The sequence below is a fragment of the Bartonella sp. B39 genome (genome assembly GCF_053795145.1).
Genome location: NZ_CP200036.1, coordinates 1,422,387 through 1,442,521, shown reverse-complemented (window position 1 = coordinate 1,442,521; position 20,135 = coordinate 1,422,387). Strand labels below are relative to the sequence as shown.

The window sequence follows — 20,135 nt, the reverse complement described above, 5'->3', positions numbered from 1 at the left end:
CTTCTTGTGTTACAATAACTGTTCGCAGCATCTTTACACGTTTCATTGTATCTTATTTTCATTTTTTATAGGGTATGGTGTAAAATGCCCTTTAGTTTATTGATGTTATAATGCATTTCCTTTTTTTTAGATAGAATGTTAAAACAGAACTTCTGCCCACGCATGTTCAAATGAATGAGCAGGATCTCATATTTTTTAGCTAGCTATGGCAAGCCCTTTTGAGCGACCTATTGTACGCGTTTGTGTTTGAGAGTTCAGATGTGCTTCTTTGGCTTTCCGAGCGACACTTGCAATTTGCTGTACTTTCTCTTCTGATAGATCCATCATTTTAGCGAGTTTCTGATAATCATCCCTTTTGATTGCTTTTTGCTCATCTGTGGAGAGACGGCTATGGAGTGCCATTACAAAAGTATTGAGTTCTTCGGAAAGCACAGGAGATTGTTCTAAGGCTTTTCTCTGCATTTCTTTTGGTAAGGAAAAGAGATCTTGCAAGTTGCTAGTTGGCATTCTGATCTCTTTCGCGCAGCGCCTTTGTTCGTTTTGATAATCTCTGATAACTTCTTTTTGAACATGTCTCACAGTAAGCGAAAAATTTACAATTTCGTCAGTGAGGCTCTTCACACTTTGTTCGGCCATTTTGCGCTTCGAGTTTTTCAATCCCAAGAAATTGATACCTGCAAGTTTGGCAACAGAGTCAGGTGCTGCTTTAATCTGATTGGAAAGCCTATAAGCAGTAGATGATGGGTTCGTAAGGTTTTTAGAAATCTGCATCATCTCTTTGTTCAACGCTTTGGAGCTGCCATAAACAGTTTTTGATAAAATTTGAATTTTTTCTCGACTTGCGCGTACATTGGGATCTTCTTCTACTATTGTATTAATTTCAGTTTTCATTAACGGGGGTAATTTTTTTCCTGGGATGAGGACGCCGCTAAAACTTTCAGTTTCTTGGCTTGTAGAGATAGCTTCGTTCTCGTTTTTTAAGGTTTTCCGTTGTTCAGAGTCAACATGCTTTTTTTGCTGTATTTCCGTACGGCTTTGGTTTTTTGCAATATGTTCCGGATTGGAGATATGCTCAAATAAATTTTTCAAGGGCTTTAGATCGCCTTTTTCCTCTGCTTTAATACAAGCAAGTTTTATATCCTCTTGTGTTGTAAGCGAAAAGTCAAGCGAATGACCTGCTGCTTTGGCAAGATTTTCAAAAAAGAGCTCCTGTGTATATCCATTACCTACTCTGAAAGGACATGTATGATGAAGAGAAGCAAATAATTCTGCTGCTTGATTGGCAAATTCTTTGCGCGATAAACCTTGCAAATTATTCGTTTCGAAGAGTGTTTGATCCAGTTTTTGTAAGTTTTCTTGAATTGCATTACCGCTTGCGAAAGTACTTCCCCACTCTGGGTCTATCATTTCTGGCATGGCAGCAACGGTACCATCCGAAAATGTGAAGGGAATATTACGTAACTGTCCAGCCCATTCAAATATGCTAAAAAATAACCTTTTATGAATATAGCACAAATAGGAGGAATCAAAAGACTCTGGTAGCGGTTCTTCACGCAGATGAGCCATCCCTTCTCCTACCTTACGCGCGTACATATCCATCAAGACAATGGCGTCTTGTATCCCATATTTATTTTTGAGCGTGTTAGTACCAGGATAAACATAATGACGAGGTGAGGGAATTCCTTTTGTTTTTACTTTCGCTTTTGGCATCATTATCTCCTTATAATATAACGTCGTCCACAAAAATGTTAAATTTCTCTAGTAAAATATTCTCTTTCGCATATGTTCCTAAACTTTAAGAATTTCAGAATGAAATCTTAATTCTTCAGATATACAGCCATTGCTGGTTATACCAATCGCTTTGCAGCGTTTTTTTCTTTCATTTTCCCTTTATTGTTTTTTGATAAAAATCTTTTTTTGTAGGTGTGGCTTCTCTTTAATTTCCTCCAAAGATATTTCGTTGTTTGAATGGATCATAGTAAATTTCTGTGACTTTAAATTTTCCTTCAATCCGTTTACATTGAATGATGATATCAATCATTGAAATCAACAGACCCCGAATATCATCACGCTCTAAATCGCTTCCGCCTTCACTTTCTTTGACTAAAAGGGTCATTTGCTCAAAAGCAGCGAGAGCTGTTGAAGCATGAACCGTGGTAATTGAACCTGGATGACCTGAATTGACATTGCGGATATAATAAAAGGCTGTACCATCTCGAAGCTCTTGTAAAAGAATGCGATCAGGACGCATGCGTAAAGCAGATTCAAGCAATTCTTTGGGACCAACAGAGGCTAAACCCTGTCCATCTTTTGAATAGATCATAGAGACATGGTTGGGCTGTGATACAGCCAATTCTTGTGTATCTTCAATGGTGATAATACGCTCATCATTAGGAATTTTTGAGATTAATGCTTTTGATAGTGTTGTCTTACCAGAGCCGGTTTTTCCGGAAATTAAAATATTTTTTTGGCATTTTACAGCTTCATTTAAAAAAGAAACAAAATCCTTATTGCAGTAGGAAGTTACCAAATTATATTCAGTAGTTTTGAGTTCGTTAAAACGAGATTGATATTCATTTAATGGCGTGAAGGATACCTGTTCACACAGCGAAAAGAGATCTTTATTTGCGAGATCTTCGAGGGAAAAACTTTGCGATGATGGTTTGCGAATTGTCATACTGACTGTGTCTTTTTCCACTGCCGGAGGAATAACAATTTGAATACGCTCATTACCCGGTAGGGTCGCTGATAATATTGGATTTTTGTCGGATATATTTTGCTTAGAATAGGACGCGACAACTTTAGCAATCCCCATAAGCTCATTAAACGAGAGGGTTGGTACTTCTACGGTTTTCCATCCCTCAATCCCTTCAGTCATCACTTGATAAGGGCGATTGATGACAATTTCAAAAAGACTGCTATCTTTCAGAAAAGCACTGATGGGTTTAAGTTTTGTTAAAACAATCGCAACGGTTTCATCGTGCAAATTTTGCAGATTTTGTTTCATTTCAAAGTCACCGCAGAATTTTTATAAAAGTTTCTTGAAAGTGCTCGATTGGTGATTTGCTTTTTATTTTCGATTACTTTCAATTTATAAACATTGGAGAAATCTAAATCACGAGCAACAAAAACATTAACCATTTCCCCTTGGTTTTTGTTTAGTGTTGGAGGAATATTGGCATAATTTTCTACAAGAATATTTGCAATATTTTGTCCCGCAGAGACTGTTTCAGTGTCGTTCTTATCTGATTCTTGTGATAAGCGGCCTTTCGCATAGCTTGATGCATCTCTGACAATTGATACAAGAAGTGCAGATCCAATCCGTTCTAACCAATGATTATCAACATCTCCATCCATACCAGAACGTCCTAGAGAATCTGTAGCCGGTGAAGCTAATGCGATAATAATACCATGTGGTGTTTTTGCTCTAGTCCATAGCACAAAGAGACGATTTTGTCCTTTTTTCAATCCAGCACGATATTCGCCAACAATCTGTGTACCTTTCTCAAGAAGAACAACGCGACCATTGTCTGATAAGATGTCTCGGGAGATAATACAACTGGTAAATCCTTGTTGATCACTGCTGATTGCTGTTTCTAAGATACAAGGCATGGAAGTACCCATTGCGATGATATAGTTGCGATTTCCAAGCGTTGAAGCGCGCATACCTTCAAGAACTGTTGGTTTGAGAAGATGATTAAAGTGCTGTACTGTTTCATCAGGTTTACTTTCGGACTGGTTAAGCGAAAAGCTTTTATCTGCCATTGTATTTGCTTTGTCTTGTCGTGTGTTTGCAAAGGCTAATACAGGAGCACGTTGTGCTGCTTCCATAAGTTTTTTATCAGACGTTGATTGATTTACTTTGGGCGTTGGTAGCTCAACCTTGGGCAACAAAGCATTGTTTTGTTCGGTTGTCTCAATGGGTATAGGTTTGGGCGGTGCAGGGCGGAAAATTTCTGTTTGCTGAATAATGCCCTCTTTTGGAAGTTCAACGGATTGCTTTTTTTCTGTAACAAGCGTTGAATATGCTAAATAAGCACAGACACTAAAAAGAACGAAAAGAGCAGCTGCTTTACCTATGTTGCTGTGCTGTTTTTTTCCGTAAATGTCTTTTATCATATCGCGATCATTGATGTCTTTTTCATCCATTTCGTCATTCATGGCGGTTTCCTATGTTCACTTCACGTTGTACAGATGGTGATGTTGTACCAGTTTCAGGATTAATTCCTTCGGGCAAGAACCTTCTATTAAAGATACACAGTACGTCATTCCCACGGCGCAAAGTAAATTGGGCAGCTGTGGCATGAACAATAACTTTGTTACCTTTAATTGATTTTGGAACAAGAGATTCTTGTCCATCAAGTGAGACAAGATAAATGGCTGGAATTTCGGTATTGCCCAAAAATGTAAAGGTTGTTGTTTTACCGTTATCATAGACAGAAGCAGGCTCTATTAAAATTGAACCTTGGGCTTCATAAGCCCAATTACGTGGTCCAAAATCTTCATGGATATCTAAAACATCATTGACAAAGTTTGCTTCGCGCTGTGCGGCTTTTGCTGCTTCGGTTAATTTTTTACGCAAGGCTTCATCTTCTGGATAACGAAATTTTACCAAGAAGTATGTCTCATTTCCTGCTGAAACATCGCCTTCACGCACTTTGAGTTCAAACTGATAAGATCGTTTTGTCCCATCTTGACGACTTGTGACAATTTGTAAATTGGTGACAGGCTGAACTTCACGGGGCTTTAGAAAAACAAAGTGACCGGCTGGTGCAACTTGCCAAGCAACAGAATTGCCAATGCCCACATAGGTTACTTCTTCATCATCGGCAAATTCAAGCTGGACTGAAGAACGAATAGAGCCAATGATTTGTGTGACGTTGTAGGGATCATAATTAACAAACCTAATACGATTGTCTTTGCGCGCACTCACAGGAGCTGTTTCCGCAAATGACAAAACTGTACGACAACTTGTTGCGATAATCAAAGCTAGAAAGATTATTTTTGAAAATCTGATCATTGTATCACCTCTGGATCGGATCTATATTCTGATACTTGAAAACCAAGGGGATTGGTTAAGCGATCCGCAGTTGAAATTTGTGCATTAATGTAGGAAAAATTTAAGATCGAAACCCAATGGGAAATATTTTCTTTTCCATTAAGTTCTCTCACTGTTTTATAGTAACGCACTTGAATGAGATCTTTGCTTAAAAAGGAGATTGATTTGATCGTAACCGTAGCAACCATGTTGCGATAGATATTCTGCGGACTTTCTGGATTGTTCCCTGCATACCATTTTGCAAAACGGTTTTGTTCTTGTGGTGAAGATAAAAGAGAGATCAAGCGAAAATTATTTTCTGCCTCTGATGATTGAAAACCTTCACGCGCACGAACATATTTGCTGGCAAAATAGCGTGTTATCGCTTCATCATAGTTGTTGGGAGCCTCTTTTAATGCACTAACTGTATCAACAATGCCTGTTGAATTATCAACGCGAATAATAAAGGGTTCTACGGTTTTTAAAGGCGTTAATGCCGCTACAGCTAAAGCTAAAGCAACCGTCATTAATCCAAAAAGCACCGTTAGAGCCATGGCAATTTTCATCTGCACTCGCATGCCATGCATGCGATCAATATCGAATGAGCGTGCTTCTTTTATGTATTCTTCAAGTGCATCACTTTTCACGTGAGACCTCCACAGTTTTATCAAAGAGCGTTTCATGGTTTACGGGATTTAATGAAGTTGTATTAAGCTTTATGTCAGCGGTTGCTTTTTCATTTTCCAAAGTATTGACGATGGTGGGTGTTATAACATGCTTTACAATTTTTTCTCCTAAGCTGATGTTCTTCATGCCCTTATTGTCCCAATCCCACTTATCTCTATTTAAAACGCGGATGTGTTTGCCTTTACATCGTGGTGGTTTTTTGGAGCCACTCAGAGAGGCACAACCGGTAAGGGCGATGGTTAAAATCATAGAAAAAATTATTTTTTGTTTCATTTTTTAAACTCACAAATACTGTGGAATACAACACATAAAGACACTATTGCACTGAACAATCTCATAAAATCCGTGCGGTGAAATATTTTGGTTGGCCTTATGAAACTTAAGAGTATCAAATGTTTCACGAATGCGCGCATGGAGCGCGCATTCAGTGCAAAGACAAAGACCATGGCACTTTTAAAAGATGCCTGATATTAAAACCGACCACGGCCTCGAGCTCCCATTTTTGCTGCGGTGTTTGCTGCACCAGAAAGTTTTGAGGCCGCGCTCTTTGCTATATTTTTACCAGCTTGAGCGCCACTGGAGAGCATCGTGAAAAATTGTCCTCCTGTAGATATACCAGCGTTAAAGTATGGTCCACCAGAAGAAAGTGCAGAGGCAATGCCAGGAAGTGCCCGGAAGAGAATGGCCCCCACTATCGAGATAACAACAACAGGGGGGAAGAGGAAATAGATTGAATCATACGTGCCATTAAGAACGCTCATGATAACTTTGCACATAATCGTTCCTAGCATGATCACCAGAACTTGCAGAATGGTGAAATTGACCAATGTCGTAATCCATGCATCGGTAAATTTTCTGGTTGCATTAAACAAATATAAACTAATGAAGAGCGGTCCAAGACCTATAATCATTACAAGTGCAACTTGTGCAAACATTTGGACGATAAAACCGCCTATACAAAAGACGATAACAGCCAGAATCATTAAGCAGCCTAGAAGACCAACCATGATTTTTTCAAGAAACCAAGCCTTAGATAAGACCTCTTGATAGCGAAAACTTGCCTTTAATAAAATAAAATCAAAAACATTGGAGCCAGTGGGATTTTCGTTGAGTGCATTTCCAATGGCGTTTGCTAAATCATTAAAGAAGATATCTTTGACATAGACATTAAACGTATCCGCATTCGTTGCCATTGTCGTTACAACAACGATTTTAACGACATTATTGAGAAGACTATTCATTGAGAGAGCGACGCGACCCGTCATAACATTATAACCATACAGAAAAATAAAAATGATCGAGGCGAGATTGAGTGGTGCTGCAATAGCAGAAGACAACCCACTCACTATTGAATTCATCGCACCACTGAGCGGGGTTAAAATATATCCAGAAATGCTTTCAAATGGGGCAAAACTAAAGTCGGACATCAGAGCTCTCAATTTTTCTTCTTAATTTTTCTTCAATATCTTTATGCTTTTTCTGTATTTCTTCCTCACGAATTTCTTCTTTTGATTTTGTATCTTTTGCTTGTATCATCGCTAGGGACTGAAGTTTTAAAGCGTTCACTTGAAGGTTTGCATGAAGAATAGCTAGTTCTACTTGAAGAGCCTGCAGTTCTTCGGGTTTGGTCTTTTTTTGTGATTTTGCATTTGTAAGCTTATCACTTATTTCCTTGATTTTTTCTGTAGTTGTCTTTGTACTTTGATAAACGGTTTCAGCCGTTTCTGATTTCGCAATGTTTAGTTCTTGTGTGGTTTCTAATGCGTTTTTATAATATTCATCTACATCGAAGGTAGTCTGTGACATCGCATGAGAGACGGAAGACAAGAATAAGAGTGTAATTAAGTAATATTTTTTCATTGATTTTCTCTCCTTTGATGAAATATGGGCAACCACCTGTCAGGATCTGTTCCATATTCACTGATAATTTGATTCATAAGCTCAATATTCTTTGTTGTACCGCTTAAGACGGCGATCTCATCATTCATTCCGCGTAGATTGAGTTCTGCAACGACAGAATTTTGTCCTTGTTTGATAAGAAAACGACGGGATTCTCTGCTTAACTCCGACTGTATCAGTTCAAATTCACGCTCAGTTAGTTTGAAGTCTTCAACGTAATCATGATAATTTGCTTTTTGATTTGGAAAAAATATTTGGGTAGGGCATTGCTCAATAATCGTGTGTGCGATTGTTGAGTTTAAAGCATCTTTGGGACTTTGCGTTGCAAAGAGCATCATACCATTTTGTTTGCGGATCGTCTTTAAGCGATCTTGCGCAAAAGCTTTGAATGAATCATCTTCAAGCGCTTTCCAAAATTCATCAACGATAATAATAATGCGCCGTCCATCAATAAGATCAAGAATGCGATGGAACAGATACATCATCAAGGGACGCCGAATTTCTTCATTGTCTAAGAAATCGGTCATGTCATAACCAATGAACTGTGCGTTTAAATTGAGATCATCTTGATCGTTATCAAAAACCCAGCCTAAGGCATTACCTTTGATCCAGCGTTGTAAACGTATGGCAATTCCTTCTTTTGACGTGTTATCAAAAAACAGTTGAAGAGCACCAAGAGAGCGTTGTGCATGTGGCAGGCTTTCCAAGGAATCGATGGCTCTTGCAATATCTTGTCGCTCTTCTTCTGTCACCATTTGGCCTTCAGCCGTGACGAGCTTCAAGACCCAGTTACGAAGAAAAACCTTGTTTTTTTCAGTGTATTCCATACCCTTTAATGGCGCAATGCCAGTGGGGATGCCGTTTTTTAAAGGCTTATACTTTCCGCCTCCAGCACGCACAAAAATCTCTGCACCCTGATCTTTATCGAAAAAAACCATTGTGGGATTGTGTTTTTGTAATTGTGCAAGAAGAAAATTAACAATCACGGTTTTACCAGATCCCGATGGACCACAAACAAAGGTATTGCCAAGGTCGCCATAATGAAAATTGAAATAATAAGGTGAACCAGCTTGTGTTTTTAGCAATGCTACAGCAGATCCCCAAACATTGTTGTGCAATTTGCCAACAGGAAAAGAATGGAAGGGTGATAAAGCCGCAAAATTTCTGCTGGTAATGGCTCCAGATCGCGCACGATAGCTAAAGTTTCCGGGCAATTGCGCCCACCATGTAGCTTCCAATCCTAAATCTTCTCTGGCGATAACTGCTCCACCATTGGTTAAATGGGAACGTGCTTTCGATAGGTTTTCGGCTAATATTTTTGGATTATCAGCAAAAACAGCTAGAGAAAGATGATGTTCGCCCAAAACAAAACGGTTTGACTCTAAATCATCCAGTGCTTCATCAAGCGCTTCAATTTGTGAGCTGGCACGATCCGCTGCATTAATCATTTGATTTTGCTTGCGGCTCATAATGACACTGGCAGCTGCTTTACTCTTAAAGACAAAAGATTGCGTTAAAATGAATTCAAACGGTACTGTGAGCAAACCATCGGTCATACCTGGGCGTGTTTTAGAGGGATATTCTTTCCACCCAAACATGCCAACAAAGCGTTCATGGCTTTCATGGCGAATTTCGATAATTTCTTTACCAAAAATAACACGATCTGAGTAAATCGTTGATGCAATGGTACCAAATGTAAGAGGAATACGCTCACGCCTTCCTCCCACCAACTGATGCAGAAATTCACTTTGTTCAGAAAATAAAATGCCATCATGTTCATAAATTGACAAAAGGCGTGCGCCATAGGCCTCCAAATCTTGTATAAAATCTCGGCTTAACTCTTCGATTTTACGAACGGCTTCCATATCTGGTTCAGATTGTGTTTTCTTCGCTTTTGCTAATCGCTGAAAAAATGAAGCGAGTTGTTCCGTTTTATCGGATGCTGGATTCCAGAGCAGTGAAACAAAGAGATCATTTCTATAAAGCTCTTGTGAAACCATTTTCTCTTTGTATTTCTCATCTAATGTCGTTGCAAAAGATGAAAGAAAACGACCCTCTGGATAGAGCATTTCGCGCCGGCGGATGATGTGAGAGTATAACGCAACACGTTCATCTGCAATGTTTTTCAAGAGAGTGTTTAATTGATTGTGTAAGGAGTTTAATTGATCGATATCTACAGTGTCAAAATTTACACCCTCAATGGCTATCACGGTCATCAAGCAGCGCGAATTCAATGCAATGACGTGTTGGTTAACATAGCGTATATAGGGAATATACTCTTCAGGCAAAGATTCCTTTTTCATGATGGATGTCTGTCTCATCTTCTCAGTTCCTTATAGGTGCGGACAAGACGCAATGGGGATGTAGATCCTCCCCCCCATCTGTTGAGATTTTTTTGTTTCCCTCGGGTATTGAGCCAAGCAAACAATACGCGAAATTGGTTGTGATCATATTTTGTCACTTCACGTAAAACAAAGTGCATCCCAACGCCAAGACCAATCATGGTAAACCCACTTGTTAGAATAAAAAGAATAGACGTCACCATAACATTAAGAGCCATAGCCTCCATTGTAACACCAGCAAACATAGCCGGTCGTGTACAAGCAAGAAAAAGAGTATCTTCGTTCATTTATGACGTACCCGTTAATTTAGTAACGAGAGTGGGTGCCCCAAAGACAATACCAATGCCGATAATACAGTAAGCTGCTTTGCGTAAATCAATAAAGCCGTACATCCAGCCAATACCCACAGCAGCAACACATATAATCGCAATGAGTCTTGCTGTTCCCCCCGTCATCATTGTAACAATCTGCTTTAAAACGCCATCAAGATTCCCAAAATCAGTAGCAGCACCAGAGGCGTAAGAGGGATTCGATACGACGATTGTGGCTAAAAACAGCATAATAATGATAAATATGACGTTCTCTGATATAGTGTTTGTCATTGTACCTCTCTTGACAAGAATTATTTACCTTTTGACATCCTTTTGTCCCTGATAGTTGAAGAACTCTTCTTCTTGACGACTGACAATCCAAGTCACCCTTCAGTTATTTTTTTCACAAAGCTTCGGTAGTGGTTTTTGTTCACTTGTAAAAATCATTCTCTCGAGAGACAAAAAACTTCCATTTTAGGATTCTGTTACATGAAAATGGCAATTTTAAGTTATATATTTCTTTCAAAAAGGCAATATAAAACACTTTAAGGATGGTATATATATTACAAAATGTAGTAAATATTCAATATATCCTACGGAAAGTTTTCTCTTTAATAGTAGGTAATTTGTTGATAAAAATTTCAAAGGTAGAGAAAAATGAATTTTTTGATAGGTTTTATGAAGCGAGTGCGATTTAAATTCATCGTTATTATTTACATTATGGGCTCTGCTTTATGGGGGATAAGCCGGTATAAAGATACAACGGACTTGAGCGCTCTCAAGGTATTTACGATTTCAGATATCCAAGAAGATATTGTTGATACGCATTTCGAAAAGAAAAAGCGAACAGAACCCATCATCAAACAGCAATTAGAAAAAAGTGAACCAATTCGTGAGTCGCAGAGCAATATTTTACCGCACAATGCAAGTGTTTTTCATGGCATGGCATCTGTTACCAGTGGTGTCACATTTCATTTGTTTACTCCTGTTGCGCAGTCTTGGCGTACGCATATTACGCGCAATATTCATCTCTATGGTGTGGATACTTGTGCTCCGCGTCAAAAAGCAAAATTAAACGATCAAGAATGGCCATGTGGTGCAGTTACAACGGCTTGGCTGGTCACAAAAACACTTGGTCAGAATTTATCCTGTAAGCATGCTCTTATGCACAATGGTATTTCTTATGCGCAATGTTTTGTTCAAGGCGTTGATTTAGCTGAAGCAGGCCTTGCAGAGGGGATGTTTGTGCTTTCGAAAGAGGGTAAAAATCCTATTCCAGCACAGTATCGTAGTGCTGAAGAAGCAGCACGCAGCAACAAAATTGGTATTTGGTCGAGTGATTTCATTGAACCTTCACGATGGCGGCGTGATAATGGATCTTACAATCCTTTTGCTGTTTTTTAATTAGGCCTTTTGCTGTTTTTTAATTAAGATTTACTTGATGTTTAATTACACACTTTAATAAAGTGAATTGAAATACATCAGAGGGTACACTTGAATAAATCGTGAGAATGTTTGTGCTTTAAAGAGAAGGTAAGAAGACAAAAAACGCTAAAAAAGCAAGATTTCTAAAGAAAAATTGGTAAATGTAAAGTAAAAAATGAACACTCTCCAAAACAATGTAAAGTTCAAGAGGACTGATAGAATATTTCATAATGGTTTTAAAAAAACCTATAACGAAAAATTTTTTTAAAACCAGAATTTTGTCTTCAGTATTGGGGCAATGCTGTTTCATTTTTTAAAAGGGATCAATCTGTAGTATAGCTTACGAAGCTTCCATATAAAATTATCTGCTTTTAAAGCTAGTTTTCCAAATGATGGATCTCAAATGAATCCTGAAGTTTTTATGAAGGAATCTTCGTAAAATAACTTGTATTATTCATTGTCTTTTTACACACTTTTGGGTATTTTCATTCAACCGTTCAGGGGGAAGATAGCGACCAAGACGCAAATAGGAAAAAAGGGGCTAATGCTTTTCCTTTTTTGGCTTCATGGTCCATCGAGAGTAATACTAAGCATTATAATGATTATGGGTTTTATAGGATTGGCTACAGTTTCTGTTGTGATGTTATAAATAGGTCGGTCAAAATCACTAATACACATTGTAATTTGGTAATTTGTAGTTGTTTAGCGCGCTCTTTTGCTTCTTGTTCTTTAGTCTCAGCTCTTTTTTTTTGCGAGATCAGCTTCCGTTTTAGCTTTAAATCTTCATCTATTTTGCGATTATGTTTTTCAGCTTTTGTCTGACGTTCCTTCTCAAGTTGAGCTCCTGCCAATTGCATGCTTTCACAATTTTTTGAAGTTCCTGTGAATCCACATCTTACTGCCCATTCTTCCATTAATTTTTATTTTTTTTAAATTCCGCTACGCTGTGAGTTTTCTCACAACCAGCTGTGATAATTACCGTGCACAGCAGCAGTGCGGTGATAATGATTTTGTTTATGATTTAATTGCTGTCCTGTTCCTTTTCAGATTCTTTTTGTTCTTGACTGTTTTCACGAAGTTCCTTTGCAAGATTTCTGTAATGCTCTTGGAAAAGTTCCATATTGGCTTGTATGACATTTTGGCAATTTTTGGATATTTCTAGAGAAGATAATCCCATCTTCTCACACTTCTTTCCCCATTCTTCCATCAGTTTTTTATCTTTTTTAAATTCTGCTACGCTATGGGTTTTCTCACAACCAGCAGCGACAATTCCAGTGCAAAGCAGCAATGTAGTGATAATGATTTTGTTCATGATTAATTCCCCTTCATTATTTCAGTTTTACAAGGTTTGAGCACAATTTTCTAATTCTTCTACGCTGTAGATTTTTTGTAAAAAATGATAGTAAATCTAAATAGAAAACATAATTTTGATATAATATTATTTCTAGATTAATCGTCTTTCTGTTGTTTTTCAGATTCCTATTTATCATCATTTGTAGAGCCAAAGACCTCCCATTTTTCACGGGTTTCAAATTCAGCTTGTGCGGCATTTTTACAATTTTTCGAATTGAAGTCTCCTGACGTTAAACATTTCGCGAATACTTCCTCCATCAGTTTCTTGTCTTTTTTTAATTCTTCTACGCTATAGGTTTTTTCACAACCAGCAGCGACAATTCCAGTGCAAAGCAGCAATGTAGTGATAATGATTTTGTTCATGATTAATTCCCCTTCATTGTTTCAGTTTCACAAGGTTTGAGCACAATTTTTTAGTGCGCTATAAAAAACTCACTGAGTGCTGGTTTAGCACTTTTATAATTTCGAAATGGCTTCATAGATCTCCCCTTGATTCTTTACACTTTACAGCCCATTCGTCGCGTAATTTTTATCTTTCTTCAATTCCGCTACGCTGCAGGTTTTTTGCAACCAATAACGAGAATCTCTGTGCAAAAAACAGGGATGTAATCATGACGTTCTGGAAGAATAAGTTTTGTAAGGCGCAAATCTCAGTAAACTGGTTGCTTATTTTAGCCCCCCTCTAAACATTACTATAAGTTAATAAAAGAGGCTGTATAGCGGAAAAAAAGAATAGGCGCTACTGTTTAATTACAATATTTTTTTGTATGAATAGACAAGAGATAATCTCTCATTCACAACCATTATGAACGCAATTCTTTGAAGAAAAAGTGCCTGTCTATTCAGGGGCTATACAGGTAACAAGCGGTATTTCTTTTAAAATGATCACATCAGCAGATAAAGCCCTATAGGTGAGAGGTTGAGAAAAAGAATTGTTCGTAATATCCGATTATATGGTGTTGAAGCCTGTAAAAAACGGTAATTTGTATCACGCAATGGGATTAAGGCGCCAGCATGATAAAGAGGTATGCTTTGCCACAACAGGGATTTTTCTCAAAAACAATGGGTAAAAATATTACTTGTCGGCAAGTTCGTATCATTCAATGGGGGTATGATGCGCAATGTTTTGTTGATGGGGTTGATCTTGCACGCTTGGGGCTTGCGGAAGGTATGATGGTTTTGACAAAAGATCAGCGTCATTTTCCCTCGTCAGCAGATTACAAAATTTTACAATTTTCTGCGCAAAAGATACAAAGTGGATTATGGTCTAGCAAATTTGATCAGCCAGAAGATTCGAGAAAAGCTAACAGCACTTATACTCCCTTTGATCCTTGAAAGATTGTGAGAAAAGCAAGAAAGTAAGTGAAATAACAGCTCTTTGAAGCACAGAGGAAGATTTTTGTTTGAAAAACATCAAAAACCCATCATTAAACAGTTTTTGATTCCTATAGTGATTTTTTGCTGTCCATGGTAATAGAGTGCTTGAAATAACGTAATAGAGTATTTGAAATAATGAAATCTAAAATATTAAGAGATCTTATGCAATCTATGGCATGCTTTTAGGATCCAAAGCCAATATATTGCATAAATAATGGTGCATATTTTGTGTCTTGTATGTTCAGTTTGCATTTCGGGAAGCAGGGCCTTTTCTTTTTAGCAGTTTTTTCATGAAAATATTTATTCGTTCATTTTCAAAATAGGAACTTGAGTGTCTCGGTTAAGAAACTGTATCAATCCAGTAATTTTTAGAATTAAAGTTTTTATTAGTAGAAGTAGCATTGTAGAATTATAAGCTTTTGATATGAGGCGATTTAGAATTGTGCATCACCTACATAACTTATTTATTTTATCATTTTTCATGATTTATATACATGATGCGAAGCGACGAATAGGAAAGAAATATAGTGTTGAGAAAGCAGATGACAGAAGAGTTATCTTCGGATAAGCAGTTTTGAAGTAAAAGACAGTGTGATAGATGGTAAACATATAAACAGGTGCAACATGAATGAACTTACCCATATTGATGATGTTATAGCGCATTACGATGCTGTCTTTTGCGATGTCTGGGGTGTTGTACATAACGGTGTGCACGCATTTGAACCGGCATTGAAAGTGTTGCACAAAATTCGACAGATGGGAAAAAATGTCATTTTCTTAACCAATTCACCTCGACCACGGGAAGATGTTGTTGCTCAATTGCAAAGCATGAACGTTCATAACGATTATTATGATGCCATTATCACTTCAGGGGATGTGACGCGTGATCTCATTTGCGCCGCGCCACGTAAAGTTTTTTTCATTGGTCAGCAACGTGATTTAATGTTGTTTGAAGGGTTAGGTTGTGAACTGGTTGAGGAATGGGAAGCCTCTGTGGTGGTTTGTAGTGGTTTTCTTGAAGATCTTGATGAAGAACCGTCCGCTTATGAGGATATGTTTCATCGTATGCGGGCGCGGAATTTGCCTTTTATTTGTGCCAATCCTGATGTGATTGTACATTATGGAAATCAGGAGTTTTGGTGCGCTGGTGCATTGGCGCGTCTTTACCAACAATTAGGGGGTGAGGTACGTATTGCCGGAAAACCCCACGCACCTATTTATGAGTGTGCCTTTGAAAAACTTCAAAAAATTCGCGGTACAGTGGAAAAAAGTCAGGTTTTAGCTATTGGCGATGGTCTTTTGACCGATGTCAAAGGCGCAGTTCATTTTGGTCTCGATGTAATTTATATTACAGGGGGTATTCATCGTTATGACTATATGCAAAACGGTGTGGTGAATAAAGAAGCTCTGCACTCTTTTATTGAACGTCATGGCTATCAGCCACAAGCAGTAATGTGGGCACTTCAGTAATGTCTGATTTCTTGCGTCTTCGGGGGGCTCATATGTTTCCTCTGGCTTGGCGGGGGGCAGTGTTGGCACTTGGAAATTTTGATGGTGTTCATTGTGGCCATCAGGTGATGCTCCAAAAAGCGCTTGATTTAGCGCGCATAAAAAATAAGCCCGCTGTTATTTTAACCTTTGAACCACATCCAAAGAATTTTTTTCAACCCTCAGCTCCTGTCGATCGCTTGACAGAAGCTGCTGAAAAAGCTGAAATTTTTAAAATCCTCGGGTTTGATGGTGTGATTGAGCAGCCGTTTGATGCGCATTTCGCTGCTCTTTCAGCAGATGAATTTATCAATGTGATTTTAAAACAAACTTTTGATGTTTCCGGTGTGGTAACAGGTAAAAATTTTCAATTTGGTTACCAGAGAAGTGGAAATGCACACCTTCTTTGTCAAAGGGGGGAAGAATATGGATTTGAGGTTGTTCAAATTCCTTGCGTATCTAGTACACATGATCTAGAACAATCGATTATTTCCTCTAGTTTTATTCGTAAGATTCTCTCACAGGGTCAGGTGGGAACCGCAGCTCATTTATTAGGATATCATTATCGGATACGCTCAAATATTATTCAGGGCGAAAAGCTCGGCCGCCTTTTGGGATTTCCTACCGCTAATCAGATTTTACCTCCTCAAGCCAGTTTAGCGCATGGTGTTTATGCGGTACGATTACGTCGTGCTAACGGCATTTTGCATGATGGGGTTGCAAGTTTTGGTTGTCGTCCAACGGTTTTTAAAGATGGAGTGCCGCTTCTGGAAACTTATTTGTTTGATTTTAACGGCGACCTTTATGGAGAAAGTTGCACCGTTTCTTTCTTACAGTTTTTGCGAGGGCAAGAAAAATTTGATGGGCTTGAGCCTTTAATTGCGCAAATGCAACGTGATGAAAAAGCAGCAAGAGCAATTTTGACGACAATACAACCATTGTCGCAGTTAGATAGGTTGCTTACTTTTAAAAATATGCCCTCAGCTGATCTGAAAAAGATATCAGAGCGGCAAAAATAGCACTTAAACTGATTATGATTACAAAAATATACTCTAAAACATCATGAAATATATGCGCTTTTCGTTGTTGAGTGGCAGAAACGAATGTCTGGAGTTCTGATTTAAGCATTGTCTTTATCTTTTTCATAAGTTTATGAAATTCTATAGCTGTGGCTATAGTTTAAAAATTTACTGCTTATTTCTTTCTTATCCATTAATATAAGTGCTTAAAGACAGGCTAAACGATAAAGATGCATCGAGCGTGTTCCTTTGTGGCAATAGGCGAGAAGAGGTGTGGAAGCTGTTTTTAAAATTGTTTTCATGGTTTCAATATCTGATTTTTTTATGGTAGGCGGTACGATAGGAATATGATGTGCTTCTATGCCATATTCCTGTGCTGCCGCTTTAATGATAGAAAAATCAGGTTGATGAGGATCTTCTTGATCGGGGCGGTTACAGATAATCGTTTTAAAGCCAGCTTGTGCCAATGTTTTGATGTTTTCGACGCTAATTTGGGCGCTGATAAAAATATCAGGATCAATTTGTTGTAAGTTCATCTTTGTTTATTCCCAAACACCATTTTCATGATATTTTCTAGTATGTTGAAAGAGGATTATAAGGATGAGATTTTTACGGCATCTTAACAAAAATCTTTCCTTTGTCGAGAAGAATGGATCTGGCGGATAAAAAATAAACAATGATGTATGGAATTATCTTATCTGCAGCATGTTTATTATTCTATCTTATGTTGCTTAGTTGTTTGATTTATACTGAAGTGTTGAGTGCTTTACGTCATGTAAAAAAAACTTAAGAGATTCATATTTTCTTGCGTTTCTCCCTTTTATATCAATCAAAAAAAGCGTTTACTTTCACGTTACCAGAGAAATGAGCAGGTGGATAAAAACTTTTTAGAAAAATCTCATCTAATTGGTAAATTGTTTTAATACAAGGGTAACTGCAATATAGAAGGGGGCTCATATCATGATGATCTTACTATGGAGTTATGATGCTGTCATTTGCACTGTAGATGTGATTGTATTTGTGCGGGAGGTTTTTACAGAAAGATTGGTTTTCAGTGAAGAAGCTAAAACAAAAGAGATGATTTAAATTCTAAATGTTTTTTCTCAATTTTTATGAGGTATCTGTGTATCGGCCGATTTTTGGGCGAAGGTAGCTTTTCCTAGCGTGCGTAATGTAGATTTAAATTTACATCCTCAATAGAGAGTACAGGTGTTTCAAGAAATATGTTTTTTTCTCTTTGAGTGGATTGTATCAAATTGTCAAACAAGGAGTTTTTTCAATCAGTTAGTAGCGGCTTGATACATTGTTTGTAGCTTTTATCGTGAAAGAGAGGAGGTGATTGTTTTGTCTGTGCTAGATGCTTGCTTCCTTTTTTATTTTCTTTATAATCGTAAAAACGATAAAGCTGAAAGGCGTAATTAATGATTATTGGACTCTTGAACCAAAAGGGGGGTGTAGGAAAAACAACGCTGAGTGTGAATCTTGCTGCCAGTTTTGCGCGTACTGGAGAACGTGTGTTGCTTATTGATGTTGACCCGCAAGGGAGTGCATTGGATTGGGCTGCTGCCCGTGAAGGTGATCCTTTATTTTCGGTTGTCGGTTTACCGCGCGCAACGGTTCACAAAGAGATTACACAGATTGCTCATAATTACGATCATATCGTTATCGATGGCCCCCCACGCGTGACTGATCTTGCCCGCAGTGCTCTCATGGCTTCGGATTTGGTGCTCATTCCTGTACAGCCCAGTCCATATGATATTTGGGCGGCTGATGGAATTGTAAAGCTTATTGATGAAGCGCGCGTCTATAAGGAAAATTTGCAATCTGCTTTTGTTATTAATCGTAAAATAGTCAACACAGCGATAGGGCGTGATGTGGGCGAAGCTCTTGGAGTGTATCCTGTACGTGTCCTTTCTTCCAGCGTTGCGCAGCGCGTGATTTTTGCAGAAGCTGCTGCACAGGGGAAGGCCGTCTATGAAGTTGATAAACAAGGACCAGCGACAGCAGAGATTGAAGCTGTTGCAGCGGAAATCAAGGAGTTAGCACGATGAATAAAAAAATCAAGATTGGCACAAAACCAACCAATAAATCAATTCCTTTAACGGCTGATGCATGGGTAGAAAGCCACAAAAGGAGCATGGATGGAGGTATGAAGCGCCTCACGATTGATGTGCCGGAAAGTTTGCATCGTTTGATTAAGGTGAGTTGCGCAAGTCGTGGAACAAAAATAGCAGATGAGGTGCGCGAATTGCTTTCACAGAAATACGGAAAAGTGTAAAAAATGATATACGATAATACGTTTTCATTGATTTGATTTATTTTCTAAAGAAGCAGATATTGTAGGTAAAAATTTGGTGGGGATGTTTTATGATCGTACACTCCCGTTGCTCTGTTCCTTTGCATCCTTTCAAAGAGCTGTATTAAGTAAATCTGATGTTGGATGGTTATTTTGTTATGTACGGGAATGTAAGCTACATTACCCTTAGAGCATAAATGTTGGATGGTATGAATAAAAGTTAGCACTTTTTATGCGAGATATATTATCGTGGTAATGAAAAAAAGGACTGTTGTGATATTCAAACAGATAGGGGGGAGTATATTTGATTTGAATCTACCTATGGAATTTTACCATTATGTTTTCTGTAAGCTTCAAGACCGCAACATCGGCTTTGTTAACAAAAAGCTGCACACAGTGAACCTGTTTAATGATACGCACTCTATCTAAAAGTGATATCAATTGTTTTTGATACAAACTCCCTGCGGATAAAAGCATCTCTCCCTTTTGTTATGATTAGTTAATACTATTTGTGATGTAAACAGCTGTGTTTTGCAGCATTCAGAATCGTATAATTGGACATTACGAATAATTCTTTTTTCATTCCTTATTTATAGATGTGCTCATTTTAAAATCAACACTGATTTTTCTCTCCAGAGATTCGTATAATCTTTGGGGAATTATTTTGATAATATTTCTAAATGTGAAGTTCTTTCTTGTTCTTTTTATTATAAAAGATTTAATACTGTAATGAAACAGGTAGTGCTGATCAATTTTCAGCGATACATTGTTTATTTAAACTATATTAAAGTTTAGAAGGGAGCTGAAAATAACTAATTCATTTACTGATAGTTGTGCTTTGTAAAAATTTGCTCATTCTCAAGTACACCAAATACACAAAAGAAATTATTTATCATTCTA

General features: G+C 37.9%; 21 protein-coding genes and 1 pseudogene. 7 read left to right on the top strand and 15 right to left on the bottom strand.

All coding sequences use genetic code 11. The annotated features are described in order from the left end of the window. Positions 1–195: 195 nt before the first annotated feature. From V4P57_RS06640 to V4P57_RS06590, 11 genes are all read right to left on the bottom strand, one after another. Complete coding sequence (locus V4P57_RS06640) at positions 196–1,710, bottom strand: BID domain-containing T4SS effector (RefSeq protein ID WP_455465785.1); 1,515 nt, start codon at positions 1,708–1,710, stop codon at positions 196–198. A gap of 226 nt (positions 1,711–1,936) precedes the next feature. Next, positions 1,937–3,007: a P-type DNA transfer ATPase VirB11 gene (gene virB11 / locus V4P57_RS06635; RefSeq protein WP_455465784.1), complete on the bottom strand. Its 1,071-nt coding sequence runs from the start codon at positions 3,005–3,007 to the stop codon at positions 1,937–1,939. After that, positions 3,004–4,161 (bottom strand): type IV secretion system protein VirB10, encoded by a 1,158-nt coding sequence (virB10, locus tag V4P57_RS06630; RefSeq protein WP_455465783.1) that lies wholly within the window; start codon positions 4,159–4,161, stop codon positions 3,004–3,006. The genes virB11 and virB10 overlap by 4 nt, the downstream gene beginning before the upstream one ends. After that, positions 4,154–5,020, bottom strand: a complete 867-nt coding sequence (gene virB9, locus V4P57_RS06625; RefSeq protein WP_455465782.1) for a P-type conjugative transfer protein VirB9 — start codon at positions 5,018–5,020, stop codon at positions 4,154–4,156. The genes virB10 and virB9 overlap by 8 nt, the downstream gene beginning before the upstream one ends. Next, on the bottom strand, positions 5,017–5,721 hold the full coding sequence (locus V4P57_RS06620; RefSeq protein WP_455465781.1) for a virB8 family protein: 705 nt from the start codon (positions 5,719–5,721) through the stop codon (positions 5,017–5,019). The genes virB9 and V4P57_RS06620 overlap by 4 nt, the downstream gene beginning before the upstream one ends. Continuing rightward, positions 5,675–5,998 (bottom strand): type IV secretion system protein VirB7, encoded by a 324-nt coding sequence (locus V4P57_RS06615; RefSeq protein ID WP_455465780.1) that lies wholly within the window; start codon positions 5,996–5,998, stop codon positions 5,675–5,677. The genes V4P57_RS06620 and V4P57_RS06615 overlap by 47 nt, the downstream gene beginning before the upstream one ends. Before the next feature lie 197 nt (positions 5,999–6,195). Next, entirely contained in the window at positions 6,196–7,152 is a 957-nt protein-coding gene (locus V4P57_RS06610; protein ID WP_455465779.1) for a type IV secretion system protein, read from the bottom strand. Continuing rightward, positions 7,139–7,585: a type IV secretion system protein gene (locus V4P57_RS06605; RefSeq protein ID WP_455465778.1), complete on the bottom strand. Its 447-nt coding sequence runs from the start codon at positions 7,583–7,585 to the stop codon at positions 7,139–7,141. The genes V4P57_RS06610 and V4P57_RS06605 overlap by 14 nt, the downstream gene beginning before the upstream one ends. Beyond that, positions 7,582–9,945, bottom strand: a complete 2,364-nt coding sequence (locus tag V4P57_RS06600; protein ID WP_455465777.1) for a VirB4 family type IV secretion/conjugal transfer ATPase — start codon at positions 9,943–9,945, stop codon at positions 7,582–7,584. The genes V4P57_RS06605 and V4P57_RS06600 overlap by 4 nt, the downstream gene beginning before the upstream one ends. Continuing rightward, positions 9,942–10,253 carry a type IV secretion system protein VirB3 gene (locus V4P57_RS06595; protein ID WP_455465776.1) on the bottom strand — a complete coding sequence of 104 codons (312 nt, stop codon included), beginning with the start codon at positions 10,251–10,253 and terminating at the stop codon, positions 9,942–9,944. The genes V4P57_RS06600 and V4P57_RS06595 overlap by 4 nt, the downstream gene beginning before the upstream one ends. Continuing rightward, entirely contained in the window at positions 10,254–10,568 is a 315-nt protein-coding gene (locus V4P57_RS06590; protein ID WP_455465775.1) for a TrbC/VirB2 family protein, read from the bottom strand. It abuts the gene before it with no gap. Between the two features lie 366 nt (positions 10,569–10,934). Here V4P57_RS06590 and V4P57_RS06585 point away from each other — a divergent pair, with 366 nt between their 5' ends. Next, positions 10,935–11,681 (top strand): hypothetical protein, encoded by a 747-nt coding sequence (locus tag V4P57_RS06585; protein WP_455465774.1) that lies wholly within the window; start codon positions 10,935–10,937, stop codon positions 11,679–11,681. A 644-nt stretch (positions 11,682–12,325) separates the two neighbouring features. Here V4P57_RS06585 and V4P57_RS06580 read toward each other — a convergent pair. The 3 genes and pseudogenes from V4P57_RS06580 to V4P57_RS06570 all read right to left on the bottom strand — a co-directional run bounded on the left by V4P57_RS06580 (position 12,326) and on the right by V4P57_RS06570 (position 13,418). Beyond that, positions 12,326–12,720 (bottom strand): annotated as a pseudogene (locus V4P57_RS06580) (EexN family lipoprotein). A 3-nt stretch (positions 12,721–12,723) separates the two neighbouring features. Beyond that, complete coding sequence (locus tag V4P57_RS06575) at positions 12,724–13,014, bottom strand: EexN family lipoprotein (RefSeq protein ID WP_455465773.1); 291 nt, start codon at positions 13,012–13,014, stop codon at positions 12,724–12,726. A 167-nt stretch (positions 13,015–13,181) separates the two neighbouring features. After that, positions 13,182–13,418, bottom strand: a complete 237-nt coding sequence (locus V4P57_RS06570; protein WP_455465772.1) for an EexN family lipoprotein — start codon at positions 13,416–13,418, stop codon at positions 13,182–13,184. 651 nt (positions 13,419–14,069) lie between these two features. Between V4P57_RS06570 and V4P57_RS06565 the strand changes: the two genes are divergently transcribed. The 3 genes from V4P57_RS06565 to V4P57_RS06555 all read left to right on the top strand — a co-directional run bounded on the left by V4P57_RS06565 (position 14,070) and on the right by V4P57_RS06555 (position 16,939). Then, entirely contained in the window at positions 14,070–14,390 is a 321-nt protein-coding gene (locus V4P57_RS06565) for a hypothetical protein (RefSeq protein WP_455465771.1), read from the top strand. A 666-nt stretch (positions 14,391–15,056) separates the two neighbouring features. Further along, the gene (locus V4P57_RS06560; RefSeq protein ID WP_455465770.1) at positions 15,057–15,902 is read left to right on the top strand and encodes a TIGR01459 family HAD-type hydrolase; all 846 of its coding nucleotides are present in this window, start codon (positions 15,057–15,059) and stop codon (positions 15,900–15,902) included. Further along, the gene (locus V4P57_RS06555) at positions 15,902–16,939 is read left to right on the top strand and encodes a bifunctional riboflavin kinase/FAD synthetase (protein ID WP_455465769.1); all 1,038 of its coding nucleotides are present in this window, start codon (positions 15,902–15,904) and stop codon (positions 16,937–16,939) included. The genes V4P57_RS06560 and V4P57_RS06555 overlap by 1 nt, the downstream gene beginning before the upstream one ends. Positions 16,940–17,145: 206 nt before the next feature. On the opposite strand, the gene V4P57_RS06550 is transcribed toward V4P57_RS06555, so the two are convergent. Then, complete coding sequence (locus V4P57_RS06550) at positions 17,146–17,475, bottom strand: TIGR01244 family sulfur transferase (RefSeq protein ID WP_455465768.1); 330 nt, start codon at positions 17,473–17,475, stop codon at positions 17,146–17,148. 424 nt (positions 17,476–17,899) lie between these two features. On the opposite strand from V4P57_RS06550, the gene V4P57_RS06545 reads away from it, so the two are divergent. The 3 genes from V4P57_RS06545 to V4P57_RS06535 all read left to right on the top strand — a co-directional run bounded on the left by V4P57_RS06545 (position 17,900) and on the right by V4P57_RS06535 (position 19,217). After that, positions 17,900–18,025 (top strand): hypothetical protein, encoded by a 126-nt coding sequence (locus tag V4P57_RS06545; RefSeq protein WP_455465767.1) that lies wholly within the window; start codon positions 17,900–17,902, stop codon positions 18,023–18,025. A 335-nt stretch (positions 18,026–18,360) separates the two neighbouring features. Then, positions 18,361–18,990, top strand: a complete 630-nt coding sequence (parA, locus tag V4P57_RS06540; RefSeq protein ID WP_455465766.1) for a ParA family partition ATPase — start codon at positions 18,361–18,363, stop codon at positions 18,988–18,990. After that, positions 18,987–19,217 carry a hypothetical protein gene (locus V4P57_RS06535; protein ID WP_455465765.1) on the top strand — a complete coding sequence of 77 codons (231 nt, stop codon included), beginning with the start codon at positions 18,987–18,989 and terminating at the stop codon, positions 19,215–19,217. Before parA ends, V4P57_RS06535 begins: the two co-directional genes overlap by 4 nt. Positions 19,218–20,135: the final 918 nt, after the last annotated feature.